This is a genomic window from Serratia bockelmannii (genome assembly GCF_008011855.1).
Classification (GTDB): domain Bacteria; phylum Pseudomonadota; class Gammaproteobacteria; order Enterobacterales; family Enterobacteriaceae; genus Serratia; species Serratia bockelmannii.
Window position 1 is genome coordinate 107685 of the sequence record NZ_VOUX01000008.1, and the last position, 21945, is coordinate 129629.

The window sequence follows — 21945 nt, forward strand, 5'->3', positions numbered from 1 at the left end:
GGGTATGTCTCGAACTTGTATCGTGAATGGTATGGCAGCGAGATGCGTGCCTGTTTACTGGACGTTCGATCACCGGGCGCAGAGCCGTCGCGGTAAGAAATGGCTTACATCGGGCGCACGCATTGACGGTTGAAGATCGAAGGTACCTTAAAAATGATTTTTGCAAAACCGTTTGATTGCCAAAACACGGGCTGAGTTCAGTTTACTTTCAACGCCAGTGGTTCGACACAGAGTATAGCTTTAGATTCAAACTCTTTAGATTTAAAACTTCGGGCAAGTTCTATATGCAGTGTGGTTAAACTTAACACGCTTCTTGGCAGGCGTCTAGCGGTGAATTGAACATCACCGCCAGGCACCTGATACTGGGCTTCCCGCCCGATTACAGATTCGCGTTCAGGAAATCTTTGAGCTGACCTTTAGACAACGCGCCAACCTTGGTCGCGGCCACTTCACCGTTCTTGAACAGCAACAGCGTAGGGATGCCACGGATACCGTACTTAGGCGCGGTAGCCGGGTTCTGATCGATATTCAGCTTGGTGATGGTCAGTTTGCCTTCGAACTCTTCGGCAATCTCATCCAGAATCGGAGCAATCATCTTGCACGGCCCACACCATTCAGCCCAGAAATCGACCAGGATCGGCCCTTCCGCATTCAGCACATCGGCTTCGAAGCTGCTGTCAGTCAGGTGAATAATTTTATCGCTCATGTTCTACTCCACAGGATTATGTCTACCTTGTTGGTGTAGCATTAACCAACTCAAGGTGATTTTATTGCACCGCGTTTATTTCAACGGATGTGCTTTCGTAAAGCAATAGTTAGCTGATATTCTACCACACTATGAGCAAAACACACTTGACCGAACAGAAGTTTTCCGACTTCGCCCTGCACCCGTTAGTCCTTGAAGCCCTTGAGAAAAAAGGGTTTCACAATTGCACGCCTATCCAGGCGTTAGCATTGCCGCTCACGCTCTCCGGGCGTGACGTTGCAGGTCAGGCGCAAACCGGTACCGGAAAGACGCTGGCGTTTTTGGCGTCTACTTTTCACTATTTGCTGACTCACCCGGCGAAACAGGATCGCCAGACCAATCAGCCGCGCGCCTTGATCATGGCGCCTACGCGTGAACTGGCGGTGCAAATCCACTCCGATGCTGAAGCGCTCTCCCAGAGCACCGGCCTCAAACTGGGCCTGGCCTACGGCGGCGACGGCTACGACAAACAGCTGAAAGTGCTGGAAAGCGGCGTGGACATTCTGATTGGCACCACCGGCCGTTTAATCGATTACACCAAGCAGAACTATGTCGATCTCGGCGCGATGCAGGTTGTCGTGCTGGATGAAGCCGATCGCATGTACGATCTTGGCTTTATCAAAGACATCCGTTGGCTGTTCCGCCGTATGCCTACGGCCGATCAACGCCTGAACATGCTGTTCTCCGCTACCCTGTCCTATCGCGTACGCGAATTGGCCTTTGAGCAGATGAACAACGCCGAATATGTTGAAGTGGAACCGGAACAGAAAACCGGCCACCGCATTAAAGAAGAGCTGTTCTACCCGTCCAACGAAGAAAAAATGCGTCTGCTGCAGACGCTGATCGAAGAAGAGTGGCCGGATCGCGCCATCATCTTCGCCAACACCAAGCACCGCTGCGAAGACATCTGGGGCCATCTGGCCGCCGACGGTCACCGCGTCGGCCTGCTGACCGGTGACGTGGCGCAGAAAAAACGCCTGCGCATCCTCGACGATTTCACCAAGGGCAACCTGGATATCCTGGTCGCCACCGACGTCGCCGCGCGCGGTCTGCACATTCCCGCCGTCACGCACGTCTTCAACTACGATCTGCCTGACGACTGCGAAGACTACGTGCACCGCATCGGCCGTACCGGCCGAGCAGGCGCCAGCGGCCACTCCATCAGCCTGGCGTGTGAAGAGTACGCGCTCAACCTGCCGGCGATCGAGACCTATATCGACCACAGCATTCCGGTGAGCAAGTACAACAGCGATGCGCTGCTGACCGATCTGCCGGCGCCGAAGCGCCTGTCGCGTCCGCGCGGCGGCAACGGCCCACGTCGCAACTCCGCGCCTCGTCGCGGCGGCGCGCCGCGCAGCAACCGTAAACGCCCGAGCTGATCGCCATGCTCAGCTCCAGCACGCTTTATGCTGCCATCGACCTCGGCTCCAACAGCTTCCACATGTTGGTGGTGCGCGAGGTAGCCGGCAGCATTCAGACTCTGGCGCGGATCAAGCGCAAGGTGCGCCTGGCGGCCGGGCTGGATCAGCACAATCACCTGTCGCATGAGGCCATGCAGCGCGGCTGGCAGTGTCTGCGGCTGTTCTCTGAACGCCTGCAGGACATTCCGCGCGAGCAGATCCGCGTCGTCGCCACCGCCACGCTGCGCCTGGCGTCCAACGCCGATGAATTCCTGCAGGTCGCCGAGCAAATCCTCGGCTGCCCGGTGCAGGTGATCAGCGGCGAAGAAGAGGCACGGCTGATTTATCACGGCGTCGCGCACACCACCGGCGGGCCGGATCAGCGGCTGGTCGTCGACATCGGCGGCGGCAGCACCGAACTGGTCACCGGCACCGGCGCACAGGCATCGCAGCTGTATAGCCTGTCGATGGGCTGCGTTACCTGGCTGGAGCGCTACTTCAGCGACCGCAACCTCGGGCAAGAAAACTTCGAGCGCGCCGAACAGGCCGCGCGCGAAATGGTGCGGCCGATCGCACCGCAGCTGCGCCAGCAAGGTTGGCAGATCTGCGTCGGCGCTTCCGGCACCGTGCAAGCGCTGCAGGAGATCATGGTGGCGCAAGGCATGGATGAACGCATCACCCTGCCCAAGCTGCGCCAGTTGAAACAGCGTGCCATTCAGTGCGGCAAGCTGGAAGAGCTGGAGATCGAAGGGTTGACGCTGGAGCGCGCGCTGGTCTTCCCGAGCGGCCTGTCCATTCTGCTGGCCATTTTCCAGGAGCTCGGCATCGAGAGCATGATGCTGGCCGGCGGAGCGCTGCGTGAAGGCCTGGTTTACGGCATGCTGCATCTGCCGGTGGAGCAGGATATTCGCATCCGCACCATCCGCAACCTGCAGCGCCGTTACCTGATCGATACCGAGCAGGCCGAACGCGTGAGCCAGCTCGCCGCCAATTTCTCGCAGCAGGTCGCCAACGAATGGCAGTTGGACGCACGATGTCGCGAGCTATTGCACAGCGCCAGCCTGATCCACGAACTCGGCCTCAGCGTCGATTTCAAGCAGGCGCCGCAACACGCCGCCTACCTGATCCGCCATCTGGACTTACCCGGCTTTACCCCGGCGCAGAAAAAACTGCTGGCCACCCTGCTGCAAAACCAGAGCAACCCTCTCGACCTGTCGCTGTTGAACCAGCAAAACGCCCTGCCGCCGCGCACCGCGCAGCGTCTGTGCCGCATTTTGCGCCTGGCGATCATCTTCGCCAGCCGCCGCCGCGACGACACGCTGCCGGCGGTGCGTTTACGCGCCAATCAGGACGATGAACTGACGGTGATTTTGCCGCCGGGGTGGCTGGAACAGCATCCGCTGCGTGCCGAGGCGCTGGAGCAGGAAAGCCACTGGCAGAGCTACGTCCACTGGACGCTGCGGTTGGAAGAACAACGTTGAAATGACCAGGGCGCGATGAGCGCCCTGTCTTTTTAATTCCCGCCTTTGGCCTTGGCCAGCTGGGCGCGGATATTGGCCAGATGGCTCTGCCCTTTCTGCATTCGCTCCTGCGGGCTCACCACTTTGCGCTCGGTTTCCCACGCCAAATCGTCCTGCGGCAACTCCAGCAGGAAGCGGCTCGGCTCCGGCCGCACCAGCTCACCGTACTGACGGCGCTCGCGGCACAGGGTGAAGATCAGCTCTTTTTGCGCGCGGGTGATCCCCACATAGGCCAGACGCCGCTCTTCGTCGACATTGTCTTCGTCAATGCTGCTCTGGTGCGGCAGCAGGCCCTCTTCCATGCCCACCAGGAACACGTAAGGGAACTCCAGCCCCTTGGAGGCGTGCAGCGTCATCAGCTGTACCTGATCCAGTTCTTCTTCGCTTTCGCCGCGCTCCATCATGTCGCGCAGGGTGAAGCGCGTCACCACCTGGGTCAGCGTCATCGGCTCGTCCAAATCGTTGCCTTCCAGCATCTCCGTCATCCAACCGAACAGCGTGTTGACGTTCTTCATCCGCATTTCGGCGGCCTTCGGGCTGGTCGAGGTTTCAAACAGCCAGCTTTCATAATCCACGCCGCGGATCAGATCGCGCACCGCCGCCACCGGCTCACGCTCCGCCTGTTGAGCGATGCCGCCCAGCCAATGGGTGAAGCGCTGCAACGATTCCAGCCCGCGCCCGGTCAAGTGCTGGCTCAGCCCCAGATCGAAACTGGCGTGGAATAAACTCTTGTTGCGCTGGTTGGCCCATTCGCCGAGCTTCTGCAGCGTCGCCGGGCCGATCTCGCGCTTGGGGGTATTGACGATGCGCAGGAAGGCGCTGTCGTCCTCCGGGTTGGTCAGCACGCGCAGGTAGGCCAGCAGATCCTTGATCTCGGGGCGCGAGAAGAACGAGGTGCCGCCGGAAATCTTGTACGGAATGCGGTTCTGCATCAGCATCTTTTCAAACACCCGCGACTGGTGGTTGCCGCGGTACAGGATCGCATAGTCGCCGTAGTTGGTCTTTTTCACGAAGTGGTGGGCGATCAGCTCCCCCACCACCCGCTCGGCTTCGTGCTCCTCGTTGTTGGCGGTCACCACTTTCAGCTCTTCGCCATACCCCAGCTCGGAAAACAGCCGTTTTTCAAACACGTGCGGGTTATTGGCGATCAGGATATTGGCCGCCTTCAGAATGCGCTCGCTGGAACGGTAGTTTTGCTCCAGTTTGATCACCTGCAGCGCCGGGAAATCCTCCTTCAGCAGCACCAGGTTCTGCGGCCGCGCGCCGCGCCAGGAGTAGATCGACTGGTCATCATCACCCACCACGGTAAAGCGCGCGCGGTTGCCCACTAACAGCTTCACCAGCTCGTACTGGCTGGTGTTGGTATCCTGGTATTCATCCACCAGCAGGTAGCGGATGCGCTGCTGCCAGCGTTCGCGCACCTCTTCGTTGCGTTGCAACAGCAGCGTTGGCAACAGGATCAGGTCGTCGAAGTCCAGCACGTTGCACGCCCGCATATGGGCGTGGTACAGGCCGTAGCAGTGGGCGAACAGCTTGTCGCGCTCCGAGCGCGCCAGCTCCGCCGCCCGCTGGGGATCGATCAGGTCGTTTTTCCAGTTGGAGATGGTCGAAATCAGCTGCGCCACCAGCGTTTTATCGCTTTCCAGCCACTTTTCGGTCAGCTCTTTCAACAGCGCCAGCTGATCTTGGTCGTCGAACAGCGAGAAGTTGGATTTCATCCCCAACGCCACGTATTCCCGCTTGATGATCTCCAGCCCCAGGGTATGGAAGGTGGAAATCATCAGCCCGCGCGCCTCTTTGCGCCCCAGGGTTTGCGACACGCGCTCTTTCATCTCGCGCGCGGCCTTGTTGGTAAAGGTCACGGCGGCGATGTGCCGCGCCTGGTAGCCGCAGTGGTGGATCAGGTGGGCTATCTTGTTGGTGATAACGCGCGTCTTGCCGGAACCGGCACCGGCCAACACCAGGCAGGGCCCGGTAACGAATTCGACGGCTTGTTGTTGGCTGGGGTTTAATCGCATGGTGCTGGCTTGCTCGGCTGTAAAACGTGGAAGGGAATTGTAGCAGAAAGCGCCGACGAGATTTAGCGGGTATAATCAGCGCAATTTTCGCATCGACAAAGGCAATACCATGGCAAAAACGGCGTGCGCCCTGCACATTCTGGTAGACAATGAAAAGCTGGCCAACGAGCTGCTGGCCAAGCTGAAGCGCGGCGTCAGCTTCGACACGCTGGCGCGCAAATACTCGAGCTGCCCGTCAAAACGCAACGGCGGCTCGCTGGGCGAGTTCAACAAAGGCGCGATGGTGCCGGCGTTCGATAAAGCGGTGTTCAGCATCCCGCTGCTCAAACCTTACGGCCCGGTCAAAACCCAGTTCGGTTACCACATCATCAAGGTGCTGTACCGCAACTGAGGGGGCCTGAGCCCCCCTGCGGCGAATTACTGCGCGCTGGCGTCCGTCGCCGGCGCTGCCACCGCGGCGTCGGCCGGCTTGGCTTCTTCCGTCACCACCGCCGGCGCCGGCATCATGATGCCGTCATAGGTTTCCTGCAGCTGCTTCATGCTCATTTCCGGCTCGCCCTTCGGCTGCATCAGCACTAGCGTCGCCTCCTGAGAAAGCTGCAGCTTCAGCGCCTGATTCAGCGTCTCCAGCGTCAGGCTGGACAGGAACTCCTGGCGCAGCTTCTGATACAGCTCCGGCGCGATATCCACCACCCCGCTCTGTTGCGAGCGCAGACGCTGGCTCATCAGCACATCGGTGTCGGTACGGGCGTAGGTCGCGAACAGCTTGCTCAGCTGATCGTTTTTCTGCGCCAGCAGCGCATCGAATTCTTCTTTCGACAGGCCGTTGTCACGCACGTTGGCCAGCTCGCGGGCAATAAAGCCCAGGCTGCCGTTCAGATTGTTGTTCGGCGTATCCAGATGAATGGCGCACTGCCCTCGTTGATACTGCACGCGGCAGTCAAAGCCCAGATGCAGGCTCTTCTGTTCGCTTTTTTCCAGCGTCTGCTGGAGATGCCAGAACAGCGCCTCGCGGGCGAGATCGCCACGCCAGTAACGAAGCAGGCTCTGCGAATCGCGAATCGGGTGCCACGGCGAATCCCACATGATCGACAGCGTATCCTGTTTCACCTGCTCGCTGATCAGGCTCACCGGCTGCTGCGGCAGCGGTGTCAGCGTCGGCATCGGAGCCGGGGTTTCACGTTTGCCTTGCAGCGGCGAGAACGCCTTGTTGATCTGCTCGCCCAGGCTGCGGCTGTCAACCTTGCCGACCACGAACAGCGTCATGGCATCCGGGGTATACCACTGTTGGTAGAATTTCTTCAGCTGCTCGAGGTTGACCGGCCGTTTTGCCGGCTGCGCCGGATCGTGCGCCAGCAGCGTCGAGCCTTTCAGGCGGTAACGCCACCAGACGTCTTGGGTATTAGGCGGGAAAGTGCCGACCGGATTGATGCTGGAATTCATCACCGCATGCACCGTATGCTCGTCGATCGCCAATTTGCCGGTGGTATCCGCCAGCCAGGCCAGCGCTTCTTTCAGCAGGTCGGGCCGGTTGTTCGGCAGGCTGAGGTTATACATGGTGAAATCATACGAGATGATAGCCGGCGGCAGCGGCCGCTCGTTGTCCACGCTCTGCTGCCACAGGGCGCGCAGCTGCGGGGCCGTGAAGCTTTCGCTACGCGCCAACGCCAGCCGCGGCAGCAGATGAGCAAAGCCGGTCTGCTGCGAAGACTCCACCAAAGAGCCGGTATTGACGATCAACCGCAGTTCAACGCGGTCACTCGGCCGCTGCGGCGTATCGAGAATCTGCCATGAAAACCCGTTGGCCAACGCCCCCTGCTGCCAGGCAGGGTCGGGTTGTAGTGCTTCAGCCTGCACGCTGCTACTGGCTGCAGCCAATAGCAACCCACCAACTATAAGATGAATTCTGGTGCCCTGCATGTGAACCCCTACTTAATGACTATCCAATTTCTTATGCAAATGCGTGTATTCCATTCAATGGAATCATAAAAATACGCCCTGAGTTTCACGGTGGGGCGGAAAGCAGAAAGTGTACCACCGTGTTAGACCGCGCGCCTTTGCGGATGTCACTCATTAGAGTGAAAAATAATGGATTGCGGGGTTTTTAATGCAAAAAATCGTTACGAGGCAGGGGGAAGAACCTCACCGGCCGCGGATGCGGCCGGTGATTTACCGCCGATATCAGGCGGAAGGCAGCGTTTTGTCCGCGCCGGTGTTTTTGTTGTTCAGCGTGTCTTTCAGCTGTTTTTCATCCAGCTGGTTACACCATTTTGCCACCACCACGGTCGCCACGCCGTTGCCCACCAAGTTGGTCAACGCACGGGCTTCCGACATGAAGCGGTCGATGCCGAGGATCAGCGCCAGGCCGGCCAGCGGCAGGTGGCCGACGGCGGAGATGGTGGCGGCCAACACGATAAAGCCGCTGCCGGTGACACCCGCCGCCCCTTTGGAGGAGAGCAGCAGCACCACCAGCAGGGTAATCTGATGCATGATGTCCATGTGGGTATTGGTCGCCTGCGCGATAAACACCGCGGCCATGGTCAGGTAGATAGAGGTGCCGTCCAGGTTGAAGGAGTACCCGGTCGGAATAACCAGACCCACCACTGATTTCTTGCAGCCCAGCTTCTCCATTTTATCCAGCATGCGCGGCAGCGCGGATTCGGACGACGAGGTCCCCAGCACGATCAGCAGCTCTTCTTTGATGTAGTTGACGAATTTGAAGATGCTGAAGCCGTTGGCGCGGGCGATGCTGCCCAACACCACCACCACGAACAGGATGCAGGTGATATAGAAGCACACGATCAGCTGGCCGAGTTGCACCAGGGTGCCGACACCGTATTTACCGATGGTAAACGCCATAGCGCCGAAGGCCCCCAGCGGCGCCAGGCGCATGATCATGTTGATGATGCCGAAAATCACCCGCGAGAAGCTGTCGATCACGTTGTAGATCAGCTGCCCTTTGTCGCCCAGACGATGCAGGGCGAAGCCGAACAGTACCGCGAACAGCAGCACCTGAAGAATGTTGCCACTGGCGAACGCGCCGATCACGCTGCCGGGGATGATGTCCAGCAGGAACGGAATGATGCCCTGCTGCTGTGCCTGCTCGGCGTAGACCGCCACCGCCTTGGCGTCCAGCGTGCCGGGATCGACGTTCATGCCGGCGCCCGGTTGCACCAGGTTGACGATCACCAGACCGATAATCAGCGCGATGGTGCTGACGATTTCAAAATACAGCAGCGCGATGGCGCCGGTGCGCCCCACCGCCTTCATGCTTTCCATGCCGGCGATGCCGGTCACCACGGTGCAGAAGATCACCGGTGCGATGATCATCTTGATCAGTTTGACGAAGCCATCGCCCAGAGGTTTCATCTCGGCGCCGAGGTCAGGGTAGAAATGGCCAAGCAGGATACCCAGCGTGATCGCCGTCAGTACCTGAAAATAGAGGCTCTTAAAGATCGTTGTTTTCATATGAACATCCTATGGGGGGAAGACACGCACCAGGCAGCAGTCTAAAAATCCAGCCTGTTCATTGCTTGCGCGGAAAATAACACCCACTTAACAACATGGAAATAATTTGTTGCACCCGCCCCTGCGGGTTGATGTGAATTTAAGAGCTGAAACGCGTCAGTCGAGGTGCAAAGCTGAAAATTGCGTAAGCCTTTGTTTGCACTAACGCAAAAGAGGTAGATGAAGAATGGCGATTTTCGGACGGGGAAAAGTACCTGAAAGGTCACGCGGCGCTCACGGCGCCGCGCGGCAAAACTCGGCTTCGAACGCTTCGCGCGGCAGCGGCCGGGCGAACAGGAATCCTTGCCCGCTGCGAATGCCGTGCTGCAGCAGCCAGTCGCGCTGCCCGGCGTTTTCCACGCCTTCGGCCATCACCGGTAACGCCAGCACTTCGGAGATCGAACTGACGATACGCGCCATCGCATCGTCGGCCGGCAGCCCCTGAATGAAGCTGCGGTCGATTTTGATCAAATCTATCGGCAGGGATTTCAACCGGTTCAGGTACTCCAGGCTGGAGTAGCCCATGCCGAAGTCATCTAGCGCGATAGACAATCCCAGATCGTGCAGCTCACGCAGCAGCGCCAGCGCGTGGTCGAGATCGTCGATGCGTACCGTCTCGGTGATCTCCAGCAGCAGCTTGCGCGGATCGATCCGATACTGCGCCAGCAGGTTTTTCAGATGCGGAACAAACGCCTCATGTTGCATCTGAATCCCGGAAACGTTGACCGCCAGCGGCAGCGCAATGCCGCGTTGCTGCCAGTCTGCCAGGATGCGGCAGGACTCTTCCAACACCCAGTTGCCGAGAGGCACGATCACACCCAGCTCTTCCGCCAGCGGGATAACGTCGGCCGGCAGGGTATAGCTGCCGTCATACTGCTGCCAACGCAGCAGCGCTTCGGCGCCGATCACCTCGTTGGACTGCATGTCGATCTGCGGCTGCAGGAACAGCGTGAAATGCCGCTGCTCGATGCCGTGCAAGATCTCGCTCTCCTGGGTCAACCGCTTCTGCGTGCGTTCCGTCAGGCTGGGCTCGAAGAACAGGATCTGATTTTTTCCTTCGCGGTGCGCGGACATCATCGCCGAGGTGGCGCTGCGCAGCAGCTGTTCCGCACTCTCCCCCTGATTGAGGTAGTGCGCGATGCCGATACTGGCGTTGGGCCGCAGCGCCAAACCTTCCAGCGTCAACGGCGCGTTGATCTCCGCCATGATACGCCGCGCCAGCTGCATGGCGTGGAACGGCCGCTCGATGCCCTTGGCCAGAATGGCGAATTCGGTATTGCTCAGCTGTGCCAGCACGCCGTTTTCGTCGATGCAGCCGCGCAGCTTCTTCGCCAACGCCAGCAGCAACGCTTCACGCATCGCCGGGCTCATCACGCCAGACGCTTCATGCAGCGTCTCGATGCCGATCACCAACAGGTTAAAACGCTCGGGGCGCAGGCTGGAGGCGATATGCTGTTCCAGCAACGCGTTCAGCAACGCCGGATTTGGCAATTCGGTCACCGGGTGGCGGGTGCTCAGGCGGCTCATGTCGGCATGCGCCTTGGCCAACGTCTGTTGATTGCGGTTGTAGTTGCGCACCAGCAGGCCGAGCTCGTCGTCCTGGTGCAGCGCCGGCAGCATCAGTTGGTGATAGGGCGCTTCGTCCTGCGAGATGTTCTCCAGCTCTTTGGCCATCGCGCGCAGCGGGTGCACCATCAACCGGTTCATGCACCAGGTGATGGCCACCGACAGGATCAGCGCCAGCAGCAGGTAGGTCGACAGCATGGTCGACAAAATGCTGAGGATAAACTGGTACATGCGGAACGAATCGGCCTGCAGCACCAGATAGGCCAGCGGCTGCTGGTTGGCCGGCACCCGTTCCAGCGAATAGAGCGGCACGGAAATTTGGATAGGCAGTTCAAACAGCCGGGCGATCAGCGTCGGCACCGGCCGCTCCGGCGGGAAATTGGCGTGCAGCGCCTGAAACTCGTTCGGCAAGACGATATCCGCCCGGCTGAGAATGCCGACCGGCAACAGGGTGTTCAGCACCCTTTTGGCTTCCGGCACGTCCATCCGCAGCACCGCTTCCGCCAGCGGCTGGCGCACGGAGTGAGCGATATTCTCCAGTTGCTGGGCGTAGTCATCCCTGCGCTGCTGCACAAAGTGGAATAACTGGATCACGATAAAGATGCAGATCGTGACCAGCGCCACGCCGGACACTGTCGCCATCTGCTTAATCGTTAACGAACGCCTGACCCGCAAACCTGCTCTCCGTGAAATCGGGCTAAAACAAAAAGGGGGCTGACTCTCACCCGCCCCCTCGAACCGGGCTGAGTATACTCGATCATCGGCTGTTTTTATCTGGCTATGCCGCAGGCAAAACCAAGAAAATCGCGGGTTTCAGTCTTTTCCTAAAGCGAACAAACACGACCCGGACACAGGGTAACAAAACTCCCCGGCGTCCGACACTCCGAATCTTTCCTCTTCCGACTACTTAAAGTCGGCGTAAGGCGTCAGCGGCTGCGGCGGCAAATCGAGATCCCCCTGCCAGCCGGCCAGGGAATAGCGCAGATAAATCAACGCGTGGCTCGGCGTATAGTCCTTCGCCTGTTGAATGTCGATGCCGGCGCCGAGCGTCCAGTGCGAACTGAGACGGCGTTCGACGATTGCCCGCAGGGTATAACCGACGCCGCTTGAGGAGCTGCCGTCCTCGATGGCGAACTTATCGGGCAACGAATCCGGGATCAGCCCCTGCAGTGGATAACGGCGCTGGCTGTCGGTTTTGGAATGGGACAGCGAAACCGAACCGCCCAGCTCCCACGACCAGTTCTCGGTGCGCTGACGGTAGTTGACCGGCAGCGACAGAGACAGATATTGCTGCGGGCTGTAATAGCCGCCCTGCCCCAGCGAATAACCACTCAAATCCTTCTGGTAATGCCACAGCATGGTATTGAGCCCGACGCTCAGGCGGCGATTGTCTTCGTTGATCAGCTTGTAGTAGTAACCGGCCATCAACCGCTGCCGCTGGTTGTCCGCCACATTCTTGCCGGTAATCTGGTGCGCGCTGAGATCTGCCCACACGCCGTTCGCCTCGCCGCGATCGTAGCTGGCGCTCAGGCTGACGCCGGTGGCGCGCACGCCGCCCCAGGTGGTACCGGTGTTCGGATCTTTGGCACCGCCGAACGCCAGCAGCGAGCTGGAGATCGGCCGCCGCGAGGCCGCCAGCGTCCAACCGATGTGGTTCCAGTCGCCGCTGTAGGCCAGGCCGCCGGTCCAGTCGACCACCTCAAAGCCCATCGGCGTCGTGCCGATATCGGCGGCCCAGCGATCGTTTTTCCAGCCGGCCGCCACGCTGGTGCCGGTGGTTTTCTGGTGTTCATCGCCGCGGCACCCTTGCGTGTTGCAGGTGCCGAAGGTTTCGTAGTATTTGCCGCTGCCGTCGGTCGAGAAGCGGCCGGCATCCAGCTGCACGGTGTCAGTGCGCAAGAAGGCGCGCCCGTCATACAGCGGCATGTCCACCTGCAGCATGGTGTCGTGCGCGTTGAAATCGGAAATGCCGCCGGTGCCGCTCGAGCGCCAGTAATCGTGATCGAGCGTGACGTTCACGTCTTGCTGTCGATACAGATCCGCGGCGTCGGAGCGGATGCCGCGTTTCAGCCAGTCGTCGCCCGCGTTATTGCGCGTCAAATAAGTGTAGCTGTCATTATCCTGCGGCAGCGTCGGCGTGATGCCGCCGGCCACCATCGCCTGCCGGAAATCCTGCTGCGCCCGCTCAGGCTGTTGCTGAGCCCGCTCCAGACGGGCGGCGTCACGGTAGATCAGCGCCTTGGTCTGCCCGACGGGTTCTGAAGCCGCCGCCGTTTTCAGCCGGCCGAAGAGCGCGTCGGCCTGCTGCGCATCGCCGACCGCACTCCAGGCGTTGGCAACCCGCCGTTGGCTGTTGAGCGAAGCGTCTTGCGGCTGCGGTTCGGTTTTCAGCCGCTGGCGCGCCGCGTCAAGATCTCCCTGCGCCACATAGGCTTCGATCTCGCCCAGCTGCGCATCCGGATTGTTCGGTTCACGGCGTTTCACCCGCTGATAGTCGTCCAGCGCCGCCGCATACTCCCCGCGCGCCAGCGCCCAGTCGGCGAGCAGCAAATCGATGCGGGTGTCCGCCGGCTGCCGGCGCAGATAGGCTTCCGCCGCCGGTTCGTCACCGGCCGCCCGCAGCCGTTCGGCCTGTTCGATTATCGCCTGCATTTTCAGCCGCTGCGCCAGTTCGCGCATATCGTCGTTCCACTGCGCCGCCGGCAGCGTATTGAGCTGCGCCAGCGCCTGCCTGTCGCGATCGCTGCCGGAAAGATAGAGCGCATAGGCGTAGGTCAGCTGCGGATTGGCGTGCTGGCGCTGCGCCAGCTGCCGGAACAGAGCGTCCGCCTGCTGCGGCTGCCCAGCCTGACGCAGCGCCTGCGCGTAGCGATAGGTCAGCCAGACATCGTCGGGATCCATCGCCTGGGCGCGGCGATAAATTTCCACCGCCTGTTGCCACTGTTGCTGCTGCGCCAGCGTCTCCGCCTGCTGTTTCAACATGTCGAGCCGCAGCCCGTCGAAGGTGCTGCGCAGCTTGGCCTGTTGGCTGCGCGGCAGGCCGCTGAGGTAGGCCAGCGCGTTTTCCGGCGACTGCCGTTGATAGATATTCACCAGGCCGCGCAGCGCGCTGCCGTTGCCGGGATCGCGTCGCAGCGCCTGCTGATAAAACCCTTCCGCCGCGGCGTCATCCTTGCTCGCCACCGCCACATCGCCCAGGCCGATAAACGCATCGCCGTCGCTGTCGTCGAGCTGGCGCGCCTGCTGATATTTCTGCCGGGCCAGCGCGAGATTGCCTGCCTTGAGCGCTTTGTCGCCCTCGTCGATCGCCAGCCAGTAGCCGGTGCTCTTGATCAGGCTTTGCCATTTGCCGCTGCCGTAGCCATTCTTGTCGGCGGCCAGCGCCTGGCGAAACAGCTTCAGCGCCTGCGGGCGGTTACCGGCGCGCGAATAGGCCTGGCCGAGCGCGCCCAGCACCTCGGCGTCGTTCGGCGCTGCCGTCAGCGCCTTTTGCAACGCCGGAATGGCCGCCCGGCTGCCACCTTTATCCACCTGCGCCAGGCCGCGCACCCGCGCCTGATAAGCCGGATCGGCCAACAGTTTCTGTTGTCTGGCCAGCTCTTCACGGGCGCTGGTCGCCTGATCGCCGGTATCGAACACGCCGAGGAAGCGGTTGAGCGCCGCCACGCTTTGCGCGTTGACCGGCATCGCTTTGACCTTGTCCAGCCACAGATCGGCGGCATCGCCGCGCCCGGCCGGATCGGCGGCGATCTTCTGCAGCAGTTCATAGGCCTGCGCGTCCTGATTCTGACTGAACAGCATGCGCGCCAGCGACATGCGCAGCGCCACGTTGCCGGAATATTGCTGGTCCAGCGCCTGCAACTGCTTTAACGCCTTCGCCTCCTGCCCCGGCAAACGCGCCACCAGCCGCCAATACTCCACCGCCAGATCGAGCGTCGGCGGCTCGCCGTGGAACAGCGCATCGTACTGCGCCTTGGCCTCCGGCAGCCGGCCGGCGGTCGCCATCAGGCGGGCCTGCTGCAGCTTTTGCCGGGTTTCCGGCTGGGTCAGCAGCATGTTCATTTGCGCCTGGCGATAGGCGCTGGACTGCGGCGCGAGAGTTTTCAGCTTGTCCAACTGCCGTTGCGCCAGCGCCATGTTGCCCTGCCGCAGCGCCAAACGCATACGCGCGGCGATCACGTCCGGGTTATTCGGATCCATCAGCTCGAGCCGGTACAGCGACTGGCGCACCAGATCGTCCTTGTTGCCGGCCTCGCCAATGCGCACCTGCTCCAGCAGCCACTGCTCCGGGGCCACGGCCTCCGCGGCGCGCGCCTGCGGCAGCATCGCCAGGCTCAGCGGAATCAAATTCAGCCAGTTTATTTTGAAGTTGTGCATTGGCCGTCCCACGAGGGTTGCAATTCACCCTGACGATTAAAGCGATAACGTTGTTGATCCCACCCCTGACCGAACAGCGTCAGCGAGGCGCTGAAATAAGCGTCGTCACCCGGCGGATGTTCGCTGATGCGTTGCCGCTGTGTCGCCAGCGCCTCGGCCTGCGTCGCCAACATCGGCAGCATTGAGGCGGAAAAGCCGACCGGGCCGTCACCGGTGGTTTTGCCGCTGGCGGTATCGGTTTTCTCCGGCGGCACACCCTGTTTGGCGGTGAGCTGCGCCATCGGCTGGAAGCGTGCGAGCAGCGCCGCCTTATGCTCATCGTCGTCCGCCAGCATGCCGGCCCACAGATAGACCCGAATCGCGTCGTAGCTGCCGACGTTCGGCTTGACGGTATCCGGCTGCCAGCCGGTGCCGACTCGCCACACCACCCAGTCCGGTGAGAAGCCGTGCGGCGCGGTGTCCAGCCACAGCCGCTGATTGACCTGGCGCATCGCGCGCCACGGGCCGTTCAGCGCCGCAAAACGCGCCAGCAGCTGCGGCGGCAGGTAGCTGGGGTTCAGCCGCCAGCGATCTTCCGCCACAAACCCGACTTTGCCCGGCAGCAACATCAGGCCCAGGCCGGGGATGTCGGCCACTTCCTCGCGGCCGATGCGTTGCAGCAGCAGCGTTCCCAGGGTTTGATAACGCCGGCTTTTCCACAGGCGGCCGGCTTCGAGCAGGTTATAAGCGATCCACAGATCGGCATCTGACGCCGAGTTGGCGTCCAGCACCTTCCACTGCTTGTCGTCGCTCTCGCCCCACAGCCAGGCGGGCAAACGGGCGCTGAGATCGCCCGCCGCCAGGTTGTTCTCCGTCCAGGCCAACAGCCGATCGAAGGTCGGCCGGTCGTTGGCCACTAGAGCGAAGAACAGGCCGTAACTCTGTCCCTCGGAGGTGGTGATCTTGTTCGGACTGCTCGGATCGATCACCCGCCCCTGCGGGCTGATGTAGAACTGCTTGTACTGTTGCCAGCCCGGCCACTCGCAGGCCGCCGCCGCGCTGAACGCGCACAGCAGCAGCATGCCGAGCGACAGGCGTTGCAGCATCGCGCTCACCGCCGTCAATCCCGATCTTCAGGCGCCAGACGACGCCGGCTGAAGGCCTTCAGGCCGCGCCACAGCATCAGCCCCAGGATCACCACCAGCACCACCGCGATCACCGCCAGCAGTACCGGATGGGTGGAGAGGGCATACCACAGCCGCTCCCACCACGGCAGGTGGCCGACATAGTAAATATCGCCGACGCGCAGGCTGTTAACCCCCGATTCGCGGATCACCGCCACCGAACCAAACACCGCGGCGCGCTTGCCGCTGTCCAGCAGGGCATTGTTGAGCAGCTCATAGCCGCGCGGGCTGTCCGCCAACAGCGCCACGATGCTGCGTTGGTCGTTGAACGGCGACTGTACGCCGATGATCGCCGACATTGCGCCCTCGGAGCTGACGGTGGTCTTGCTGTCCGGCTTGGTGTCCTCTGCCAGCACTTCCGCACTCGGCAGCGGCGGCTGCCGCGTCGGCTGTTTCACCCAGCTTTGGGTCGCGTCCACCAGCAGACTGATTTTCTTGTCGTCGCGCAGCTCCGGCGGAATGGTGCCGACCATCAGGATGTCGTCGTCGCGATCCTTGGCCTGCGACCAGTCGTCGCTCAGCGTGAAGGCCAGCGCCGGATAACCGGTTTGCGCGCCGATCACGCCCAGCGCGTTCAGCAGCGCGCTGACCTGCGCCGGCTGCGGTTTCTGGTTCACCAACACCAGCGTTTGCGACAGATCCGCCAGGCGGCTGAACGGGAAACCGGCGTTGGCGAAAGCGCGCAGGTCCGGCATCGCCATAAAGTGGCGGTAGCCGGAGAAATCGATGGTGGACGCACCGTCGATCACCGCGTGGTTTTGCGTGAAGGAGTAGGTTTCGCAGCGCCCTTCCGCGCCGCTGGCCAGCAGCGTGGTGTAATCGAAGTCAAAGCGCAGCTGGTTGGTGGCCCCGAGCCGCAGCGCCGGAATGCTGACGTTTTTGTCGGAATCGAGCAGCCCCTGCGTCAACGGCAAGCGCAGCAGCTGTGCGCCCTGTTCGTGTTCCGGCACCAGCGAGTAAGCCTGCACGAACTGGTTGTTCAGGCTGACGCTCAGCCGCGAACCGTCCTGAATGCGCGGCGCGGTATAACGGTATTTCAGGTGCATGTCGATGCCGGTGCTGCGGATCAGGAACAGATCCGGCGGCAGGTTCATGGTCAGCGAGATCGGGCCGGGCTCGATGCCGCTGGTTTGCAGCTGTTCGGCGTATTGCTGCAGCTCAGCGAAGGTCATCGGCCGATCGGTGCGCACCCAGTTCGGCGCGTCGTAAGGCTGGCGCGGCGCGAGCTGTTCCACCTTGTCCACCGTCACGTTCTGGCCGCGGAACAGGATGTTGCCCTGCGCGATGCCCTTCACCGCGGTGATCAAATCGTTGTCGTCACGCCCCTGAATCAACAGCAGTTTGACGTACGGATTGTCGGGGTGGCTGATCATCTCCACCGTCGGGCCGTTGACCGCCGGATAATCGCGTAGGAAATCCGGGCGCTGCGAGTTGGTGGCGAACACCACCGCGTGCTGCGTCGGCAGCGCGTTGTACAGCGTCGGGAAGGATTGCCCGCGCCACTGCGCCTTGCTGCCGAACCAGGAGGCCAGAATACCCGCCGCGCGCTGCTGGGTGAGGTCAGGCTGGCCGGCGAACACCATCGGCAGCGTCAGCGGCCGATTGTCACGGCTGTCGAAGAACGGCTCAGGGAAGTGCGACAGCTCGTTTTTCACCGGCAGCGTCTGGAAACGCAGCTTCAGCGCGCTGGACTTGCTGACGTCGAGCCACAGCGAGGTGCTGGCCGGGTTTTCGCAGATGTTCTGATAATGGCCGACGAACACCAGCCTTACGCGGTTAAAATCGGTGATATAGCGCGGATCGATCACCATCTGGATGCGATTGGGCTTGCCCAGTTGCTCTTTGGCGAGGGTGGTTACGCCCATCAGTTCGTCGTTCAGATAGACCTTGACGTGCGACTCCACCGGGATCAGCGCCGGTGACGGCGTAAACTCCATATCGAGCATCGCCTGCGAGACCACCTCATCGCTGCGCACGCCGAATTCGATCTGTCCGTCCGGCCGGGTGCCGCGCAGAACAAAGGTGCCCGGCGGCGGCGCTATCTGCGCAAACGACAGCGATACGTCGCGCACCGGCGCATTCGGATCCTGCGGTGCGGTGGCCAGCGGTGGCGCGGTCGCCGTATCGGCCGCCGCGGCGATCGGCGGCTGGGCCGCCACGGTCGGCGCGGTGGCGGTTTCGGCCTGCGACAGGGTACTGATGCCTAAGGCCAGAGCAGTTAACCAGGTTATTTTTCGCGTCATCGTATCATCATCAATGTTGGAGCCTGTTCACCGGGCGAGTGAGCGGGCGGTTGAACTCGCAGCTAACCCACTGTTTCTTGTTGACCCAAGGTCGGATCCCTGCCGACGCCGCGCGGAATAAACGACACGACCCAGGCGGTCAGCGACGTGACCCCGACCAGCAAACCGCGCACCAGCGGCGGCGCGTAGTCCGCCATGCGCACATAGCCCCGGAAGCCCAGCGCCAGCACGTCGCGCAGGCTTTCGATCGGCCGGTCTTCAGGGAACCCGTCCTGCCACAGCGCCCAGGTATCGGCGCGGGCGAAGGTGCACTGAATGAAATCGATGTGTTCACGGGTAGAGAGACTGACCAGACGCACCCCCACCTTGTTGCCGAAGGCGCGCGTCACCACGCAGGGGAAGCTGTACTCCTGCTGGCCACGCTTGAGCAGCAGCGAGGCTTTGTCGCCGTCTTTCAACGCGTTTTCCACTCGCATCTCAATGCCCACGCCGCCGTCGGAGTAATCGCGCAGCGTGCAGGGGTAGAGGTGGCCGTCGGCACGCGCGATCGCCGCCGGCATGGCGATCTCCACGCGGTGCGCCTGACGCACCTGCTTGGCCTCTACCGCCACCGCCACCGCGCCGCCGAGAATGGTCATGTTGTACAGCACCCACACCAGGCTGATGATCACCGTCATCACCTCGTCCGTCGGGCCATAGGCCAGCCGCCAGGCGCCGAACGCCAGCCCGGCCAGGTTAAGGATCACCAGGAACATATAAGGTCGGGTGATCACCCAGTCTACGTGCTCCTCCTCCACCAGCCCGCCCTTGGCAGTGACGTTGAATTTGCCCTTGTGCGGATTGAACAGCGCCACCGTGGTCGGCCGCGCGATATACCAGGCCAGCACCGTTTCATAGATTTCGCTCCAGAACGAATGGCGGTATTTCCCCTGGATACGCGAGTTGGTCAGGCTGGCGTGGATCATGTGTGGCAGCACATAAAGCGCGATCGCCAGCGCCGGCGCGAAGATGATGTAGGCATGCAGCAGCAAAAACGCCAGCGGTGCGGTGAGGAAGATCAGCCGCGGAATGCCCGACAGGAAGTGCAGCATGGCGTTGGCGTAGCACAGGCGCTGCGCCAGTTTCAGCCCCTTGCCCAGCAGCGGGTTGTCGAGCCGGAAGATCTGCACCATGCCGCGCGCCCAGCGAATGCGCTGGCCGATGTGCGCCGACAGGCTTTCGGTCGCCAGCCCGGCAGCCTGCGGAATGCGGATATAAGCCGAGGTATGCCCGCGCCGGTGCAAACGCAGCGAGGTGTGGGCGTCTTCGGTGACGGTTTCCACCGCGATGCCGCCGATCTCGTCCAGCGCGCTGCGGCGCAAGATGGCACAAGAGCCGCAGAAGAAGGTGGCGTCCCACATGTCGTTGCCGTCCTGCACCAGCCCGTAGAACAAGGTGCCCTCGTTGGGCGTCTGGCGGAAACGCCCCAGGTTGCGCTCGAACGGATCCGGCGAGAAGAAGTGGTGCGGGGTCTGCAGCATCGCCAGCTTTTTGTCTTTGAAGAACCAGCCCATGGTCAGCTGCAGGAAAGAGCGCGTCGGCACGTGGTCGCAGTCGAAAATCGCCACGAACTCGCCGGTGGCCTGCTTCAACGCGTTGTTGATGTTGCCGGCCTTGGCATGTTCGTGGGTCGGCCTGGCGATGTATTTCACCCCCACTTCGGCGGCGAACGCACGGAATTCGGGGCGATTACCGTCATCAAGGATATAGATATTCACCTTTTCCTTCGGCCAGTCGATGCCCAGCGCCGCATAGACGGTCGGCTTCACCACCCCGAGGTCCTCATTGTAAGTCGGCACCATCAAATCGATGGTTGGCCAGGTCGCGCTGTCAGCGGGCAACGGCACCGGCTGGCGATTAAGCGGCCAGATAGTCTGGAAATAGCCCAGCACCAGCACCACCCAGGCGTAGGTTTCCGCCACCAACAGCAACAGGCCGCACACCAGGCTAAGTGGATCGTCCCAGTTCAGCGTGGCGGTATAGCGCCACCACAGGTAACGGCAGGAGACGGTCAGCGACAGCACGATCAGCATCAGCGCAGGCAAGCGCCCCGGCACCCGGCGCACCACCATCGCGATCCCCCACAGCAGCACGACGAACACGAATTGCGCTGACAGATCGAACGGTTGCGAGATGCACAGCATGGCGAGGATCGCCGCCAGCACGCCGACCAGAATAAACAGCGCGCGTCGCATGCCGCGGTTCATGCGGCCGAGGCGCTCTACCGAACGCTGTTCCACGCCGGCGTTTTTCAGCCGCTGCGGCAGGCCCTGCAGCCAATCGGCGTAGCGCTGCTGCAGCCGACGCCACCCAGCGAAATAGTCACGCTGCACTGGCGCGCGGCCGCTGCGGAACAGCAGTAGCCACAGGCCCTGCAGCAGATAGCGCAGCGCATCCGCCGGGCGTGGGCGTTCGGCGGACAGATGCGGGAACCAGTAAGCGCGGCCGGTACGCACACGCTGCCAGGCCGGTGATTCAAAGCGCAGCAGCATCCACCCCAGCGCCACCAGCAACGTGGCAAAAAACGCGGTCAGCGCCGACGCGCCGTTGCGGCGATAGCCGCGGTAGCGCGCCTGCACCGCCTGACGCACCGGCGGCACCAGCAGCAGGCTCAGCACCCGGCTCATGGCGCAACACCCCGTTTGAGGTTGATCAGGCACCAGTTGGCCAGCGTCAGCACTTCATCCGCCGCCAGACTCTCGGGGCGGTACTCGCCCAGCGGCTGTTTGACCGCCAGCGCTTCCGCCAGCGCTTCATCGCGGTGGATCACCACCGGCAACAGACCGCTCAGGGTTTGCAGCCACAGCTGATGCAAATCCTGCTGCAGCTGGCTGGCGGAGGAGTAGTGATTGACCAGGAACCGGCAGTCGTTCGGCAGCGTCTGCTGATGGAGCCGTACCTGACAGTTGGCGTCGGGGTTCAACAGCATGAACACGCTGTCGGCTAGCTGCAGCGCTTGCTGCGCCAGAGCGCCGTCCCCGATCGGAACATCCAATAGGATCCAGCGCTGCGGATCGCCGGCGCTCAGTTGGCGCAGGTTGTCGCGCCAGCGTTCGGGCAGCTGCTGACACTGACGCTGCACTTCCAGCCGTTCCGCCGCATTCAGGCGGCCAAACGGCAGAAAATCGAGGTTTTCACAATAACGCAGCGCGCCTTCCTGCCAACCGCCGCCGTCCTGCTCCGCGCGGGCCCAGCCGCGTGCCAGTTCGAACGGCGTGTTGAAATGCAAGCGCAGCAGATTATCCGGCGTGAAATCGATCGCCAACACCGACTCACCCAGCTGCTGCAACGCCCAGGCGAGCGCCGCCGTGACCGACGTCGTCCCCATCCCACCCCGCAGCCCTTGCAGCGCGATCACCGGCATAGA

General features: G+C 61.9%; 13 protein-coding genes. 3 read left to right on the forward strand and 10 right to left on the reverse strand.

What is annotated here, in order from left to right:
* Positions 1-379: 379 nt before the first annotated feature.
* Entirely contained in the window at positions 380-706 is a 327-nt protein-coding gene (gene trxA, locus FOT55_RS12110; RefSeq protein ID WP_025304854.1) for a thioredoxin TrxA, read from the reverse strand.
* Between the two features lie 131 nt (positions 707-837).
* On the opposite strand from trxA, the gene rhlB reads away from it, so the two are divergent.
* Together rhlB and ppx are read left to right on the forward strand one after the other, a co-directional pair.
* On the forward strand, positions 838-2124 hold the full coding sequence (gene rhlB / locus FOT55_RS12115; protein WP_025304853.1) for an ATP-dependent RNA helicase RhlB: 1287 nt from the start codon (positions 838-840) through the stop codon (positions 2122-2124).
* A 5-nt stretch (positions 2125-2129) separates the two neighbouring features.
* Positions 2130-3626, forward strand: a complete 1497-nt coding sequence (ppx, locus tag FOT55_RS12120; protein ID WP_043142260.1) for an exopolyphosphatase — start codon at positions 2130-2132, stop codon at positions 3624-3626.
* 32 nt (positions 3627-3658) lie between these two features.
* On the opposite strand, the gene rep is transcribed toward ppx, so the two are convergent.
* Positions 3659-5683 (reverse strand): DNA helicase Rep, encoded by a 2025-nt coding sequence (gene rep / locus FOT55_RS12125; RefSeq protein ID WP_043142264.1) that lies wholly within the window; start codon positions 5681-5683, stop codon positions 3659-3661.
* A 109-nt stretch (positions 5684-5792) separates the two neighbouring features.
* On the opposite strand from rep, the gene ppiC reads away from it, so the two are divergent.
* Entirely contained in the window at positions 5793-6074 is a 282-nt protein-coding gene (gene ppiC, locus FOT55_RS12130; protein WP_004934175.1) for a peptidylprolyl isomerase PpiC, read from the forward strand.
* A gap of 26 nt (positions 6075-6100) precedes the next feature.
* Here the strand turns inward: ppiC and FOT55_RS12135 are convergent, their stop codons facing one another.
* The 8 genes from FOT55_RS12135 to bcsQ form a co-directional block, all read right to left on the reverse strand.
* Positions 6101-7603, reverse strand: a complete 1503-nt coding sequence (locus FOT55_RS12135; RefSeq protein ID WP_025304850.1) for a M16 family metallopeptidase — start codon at positions 7601-7603, stop codon at positions 6101-6103.
* 261 nt (positions 7604-7864) lie between these two features.
* Positions 7865-9151 carry a dicarboxylate/amino acid:cation symporter gene (locus FOT55_RS12140; protein WP_016929514.1) on the reverse strand — a complete coding sequence of 429 codons (1287 nt, stop codon included), beginning with the start codon at positions 9149-9151 and terminating at the stop codon, positions 7865-7867.
* Positions 9152-9424: 273 nt separating this feature from the next.
* Positions 9425-11431, reverse strand: a complete 2007-nt coding sequence (gene hmsP / locus FOT55_RS12145) for a biofilm formation regulator HmsP (protein ID WP_025304849.1) — start codon at positions 11429-11431, stop codon at positions 9425-9427.
* A gap of 228 nt (positions 11432-11659) precedes the next feature.
* A complete protein-coding gene (gene bcsC / locus FOT55_RS12150; RefSeq protein WP_060434817.1) occupies positions 11660-15133 on the reverse strand; it encodes a cellulose synthase complex outer membrane protein BcsC in 3474 nt (1157 codons plus the stop codon).
* A complete protein-coding gene (gene bcsZ, locus FOT55_RS12155) occupies positions 15115-16227 on the reverse strand; it encodes a cellulose synthase complex periplasmic endoglucanase BcsZ (RefSeq protein ID WP_080433042.1) in 1113 nt (370 codons plus the stop codon). Before bcsZ ends, bcsC begins: the two co-directional genes overlap by 19 nt.
* 5 nt (positions 16228-16232) lie before the next feature.
* Positions 16233-18539 carry a cellulose biosynthesis cyclic di-GMP-binding regulatory protein BcsB gene (bcsB, locus tag FOT55_RS12160; protein ID WP_060434819.1) on the reverse strand — a complete coding sequence of 769 codons (2307 nt, stop codon included), beginning with the start codon at positions 18537-18539 and terminating at the stop codon, positions 16233-16235.
* A 62-nt stretch (positions 18540-18601) separates the two neighbouring features.
* Entirely contained in the window at positions 18602-21205 is a 2604-nt protein-coding gene (bcsA, locus tag FOT55_RS12165; RefSeq protein ID WP_060434820.1) for a UDP-forming cellulose synthase catalytic subunit, read from the reverse strand.
* Positions 21202-21942: a cellulose biosynthesis protein BcsQ gene (gene bcsQ / locus FOT55_RS12170; protein ID WP_025304844.1), complete on the reverse strand. Its 741-nt coding sequence runs from the start codon at positions 21940-21942 to the stop codon at positions 21202-21204. The genes bcsA and bcsQ overlap by 4 nt, the downstream gene beginning before the upstream one ends.
* Positions 21943-21945 lie beyond the last annotated feature (3 nt).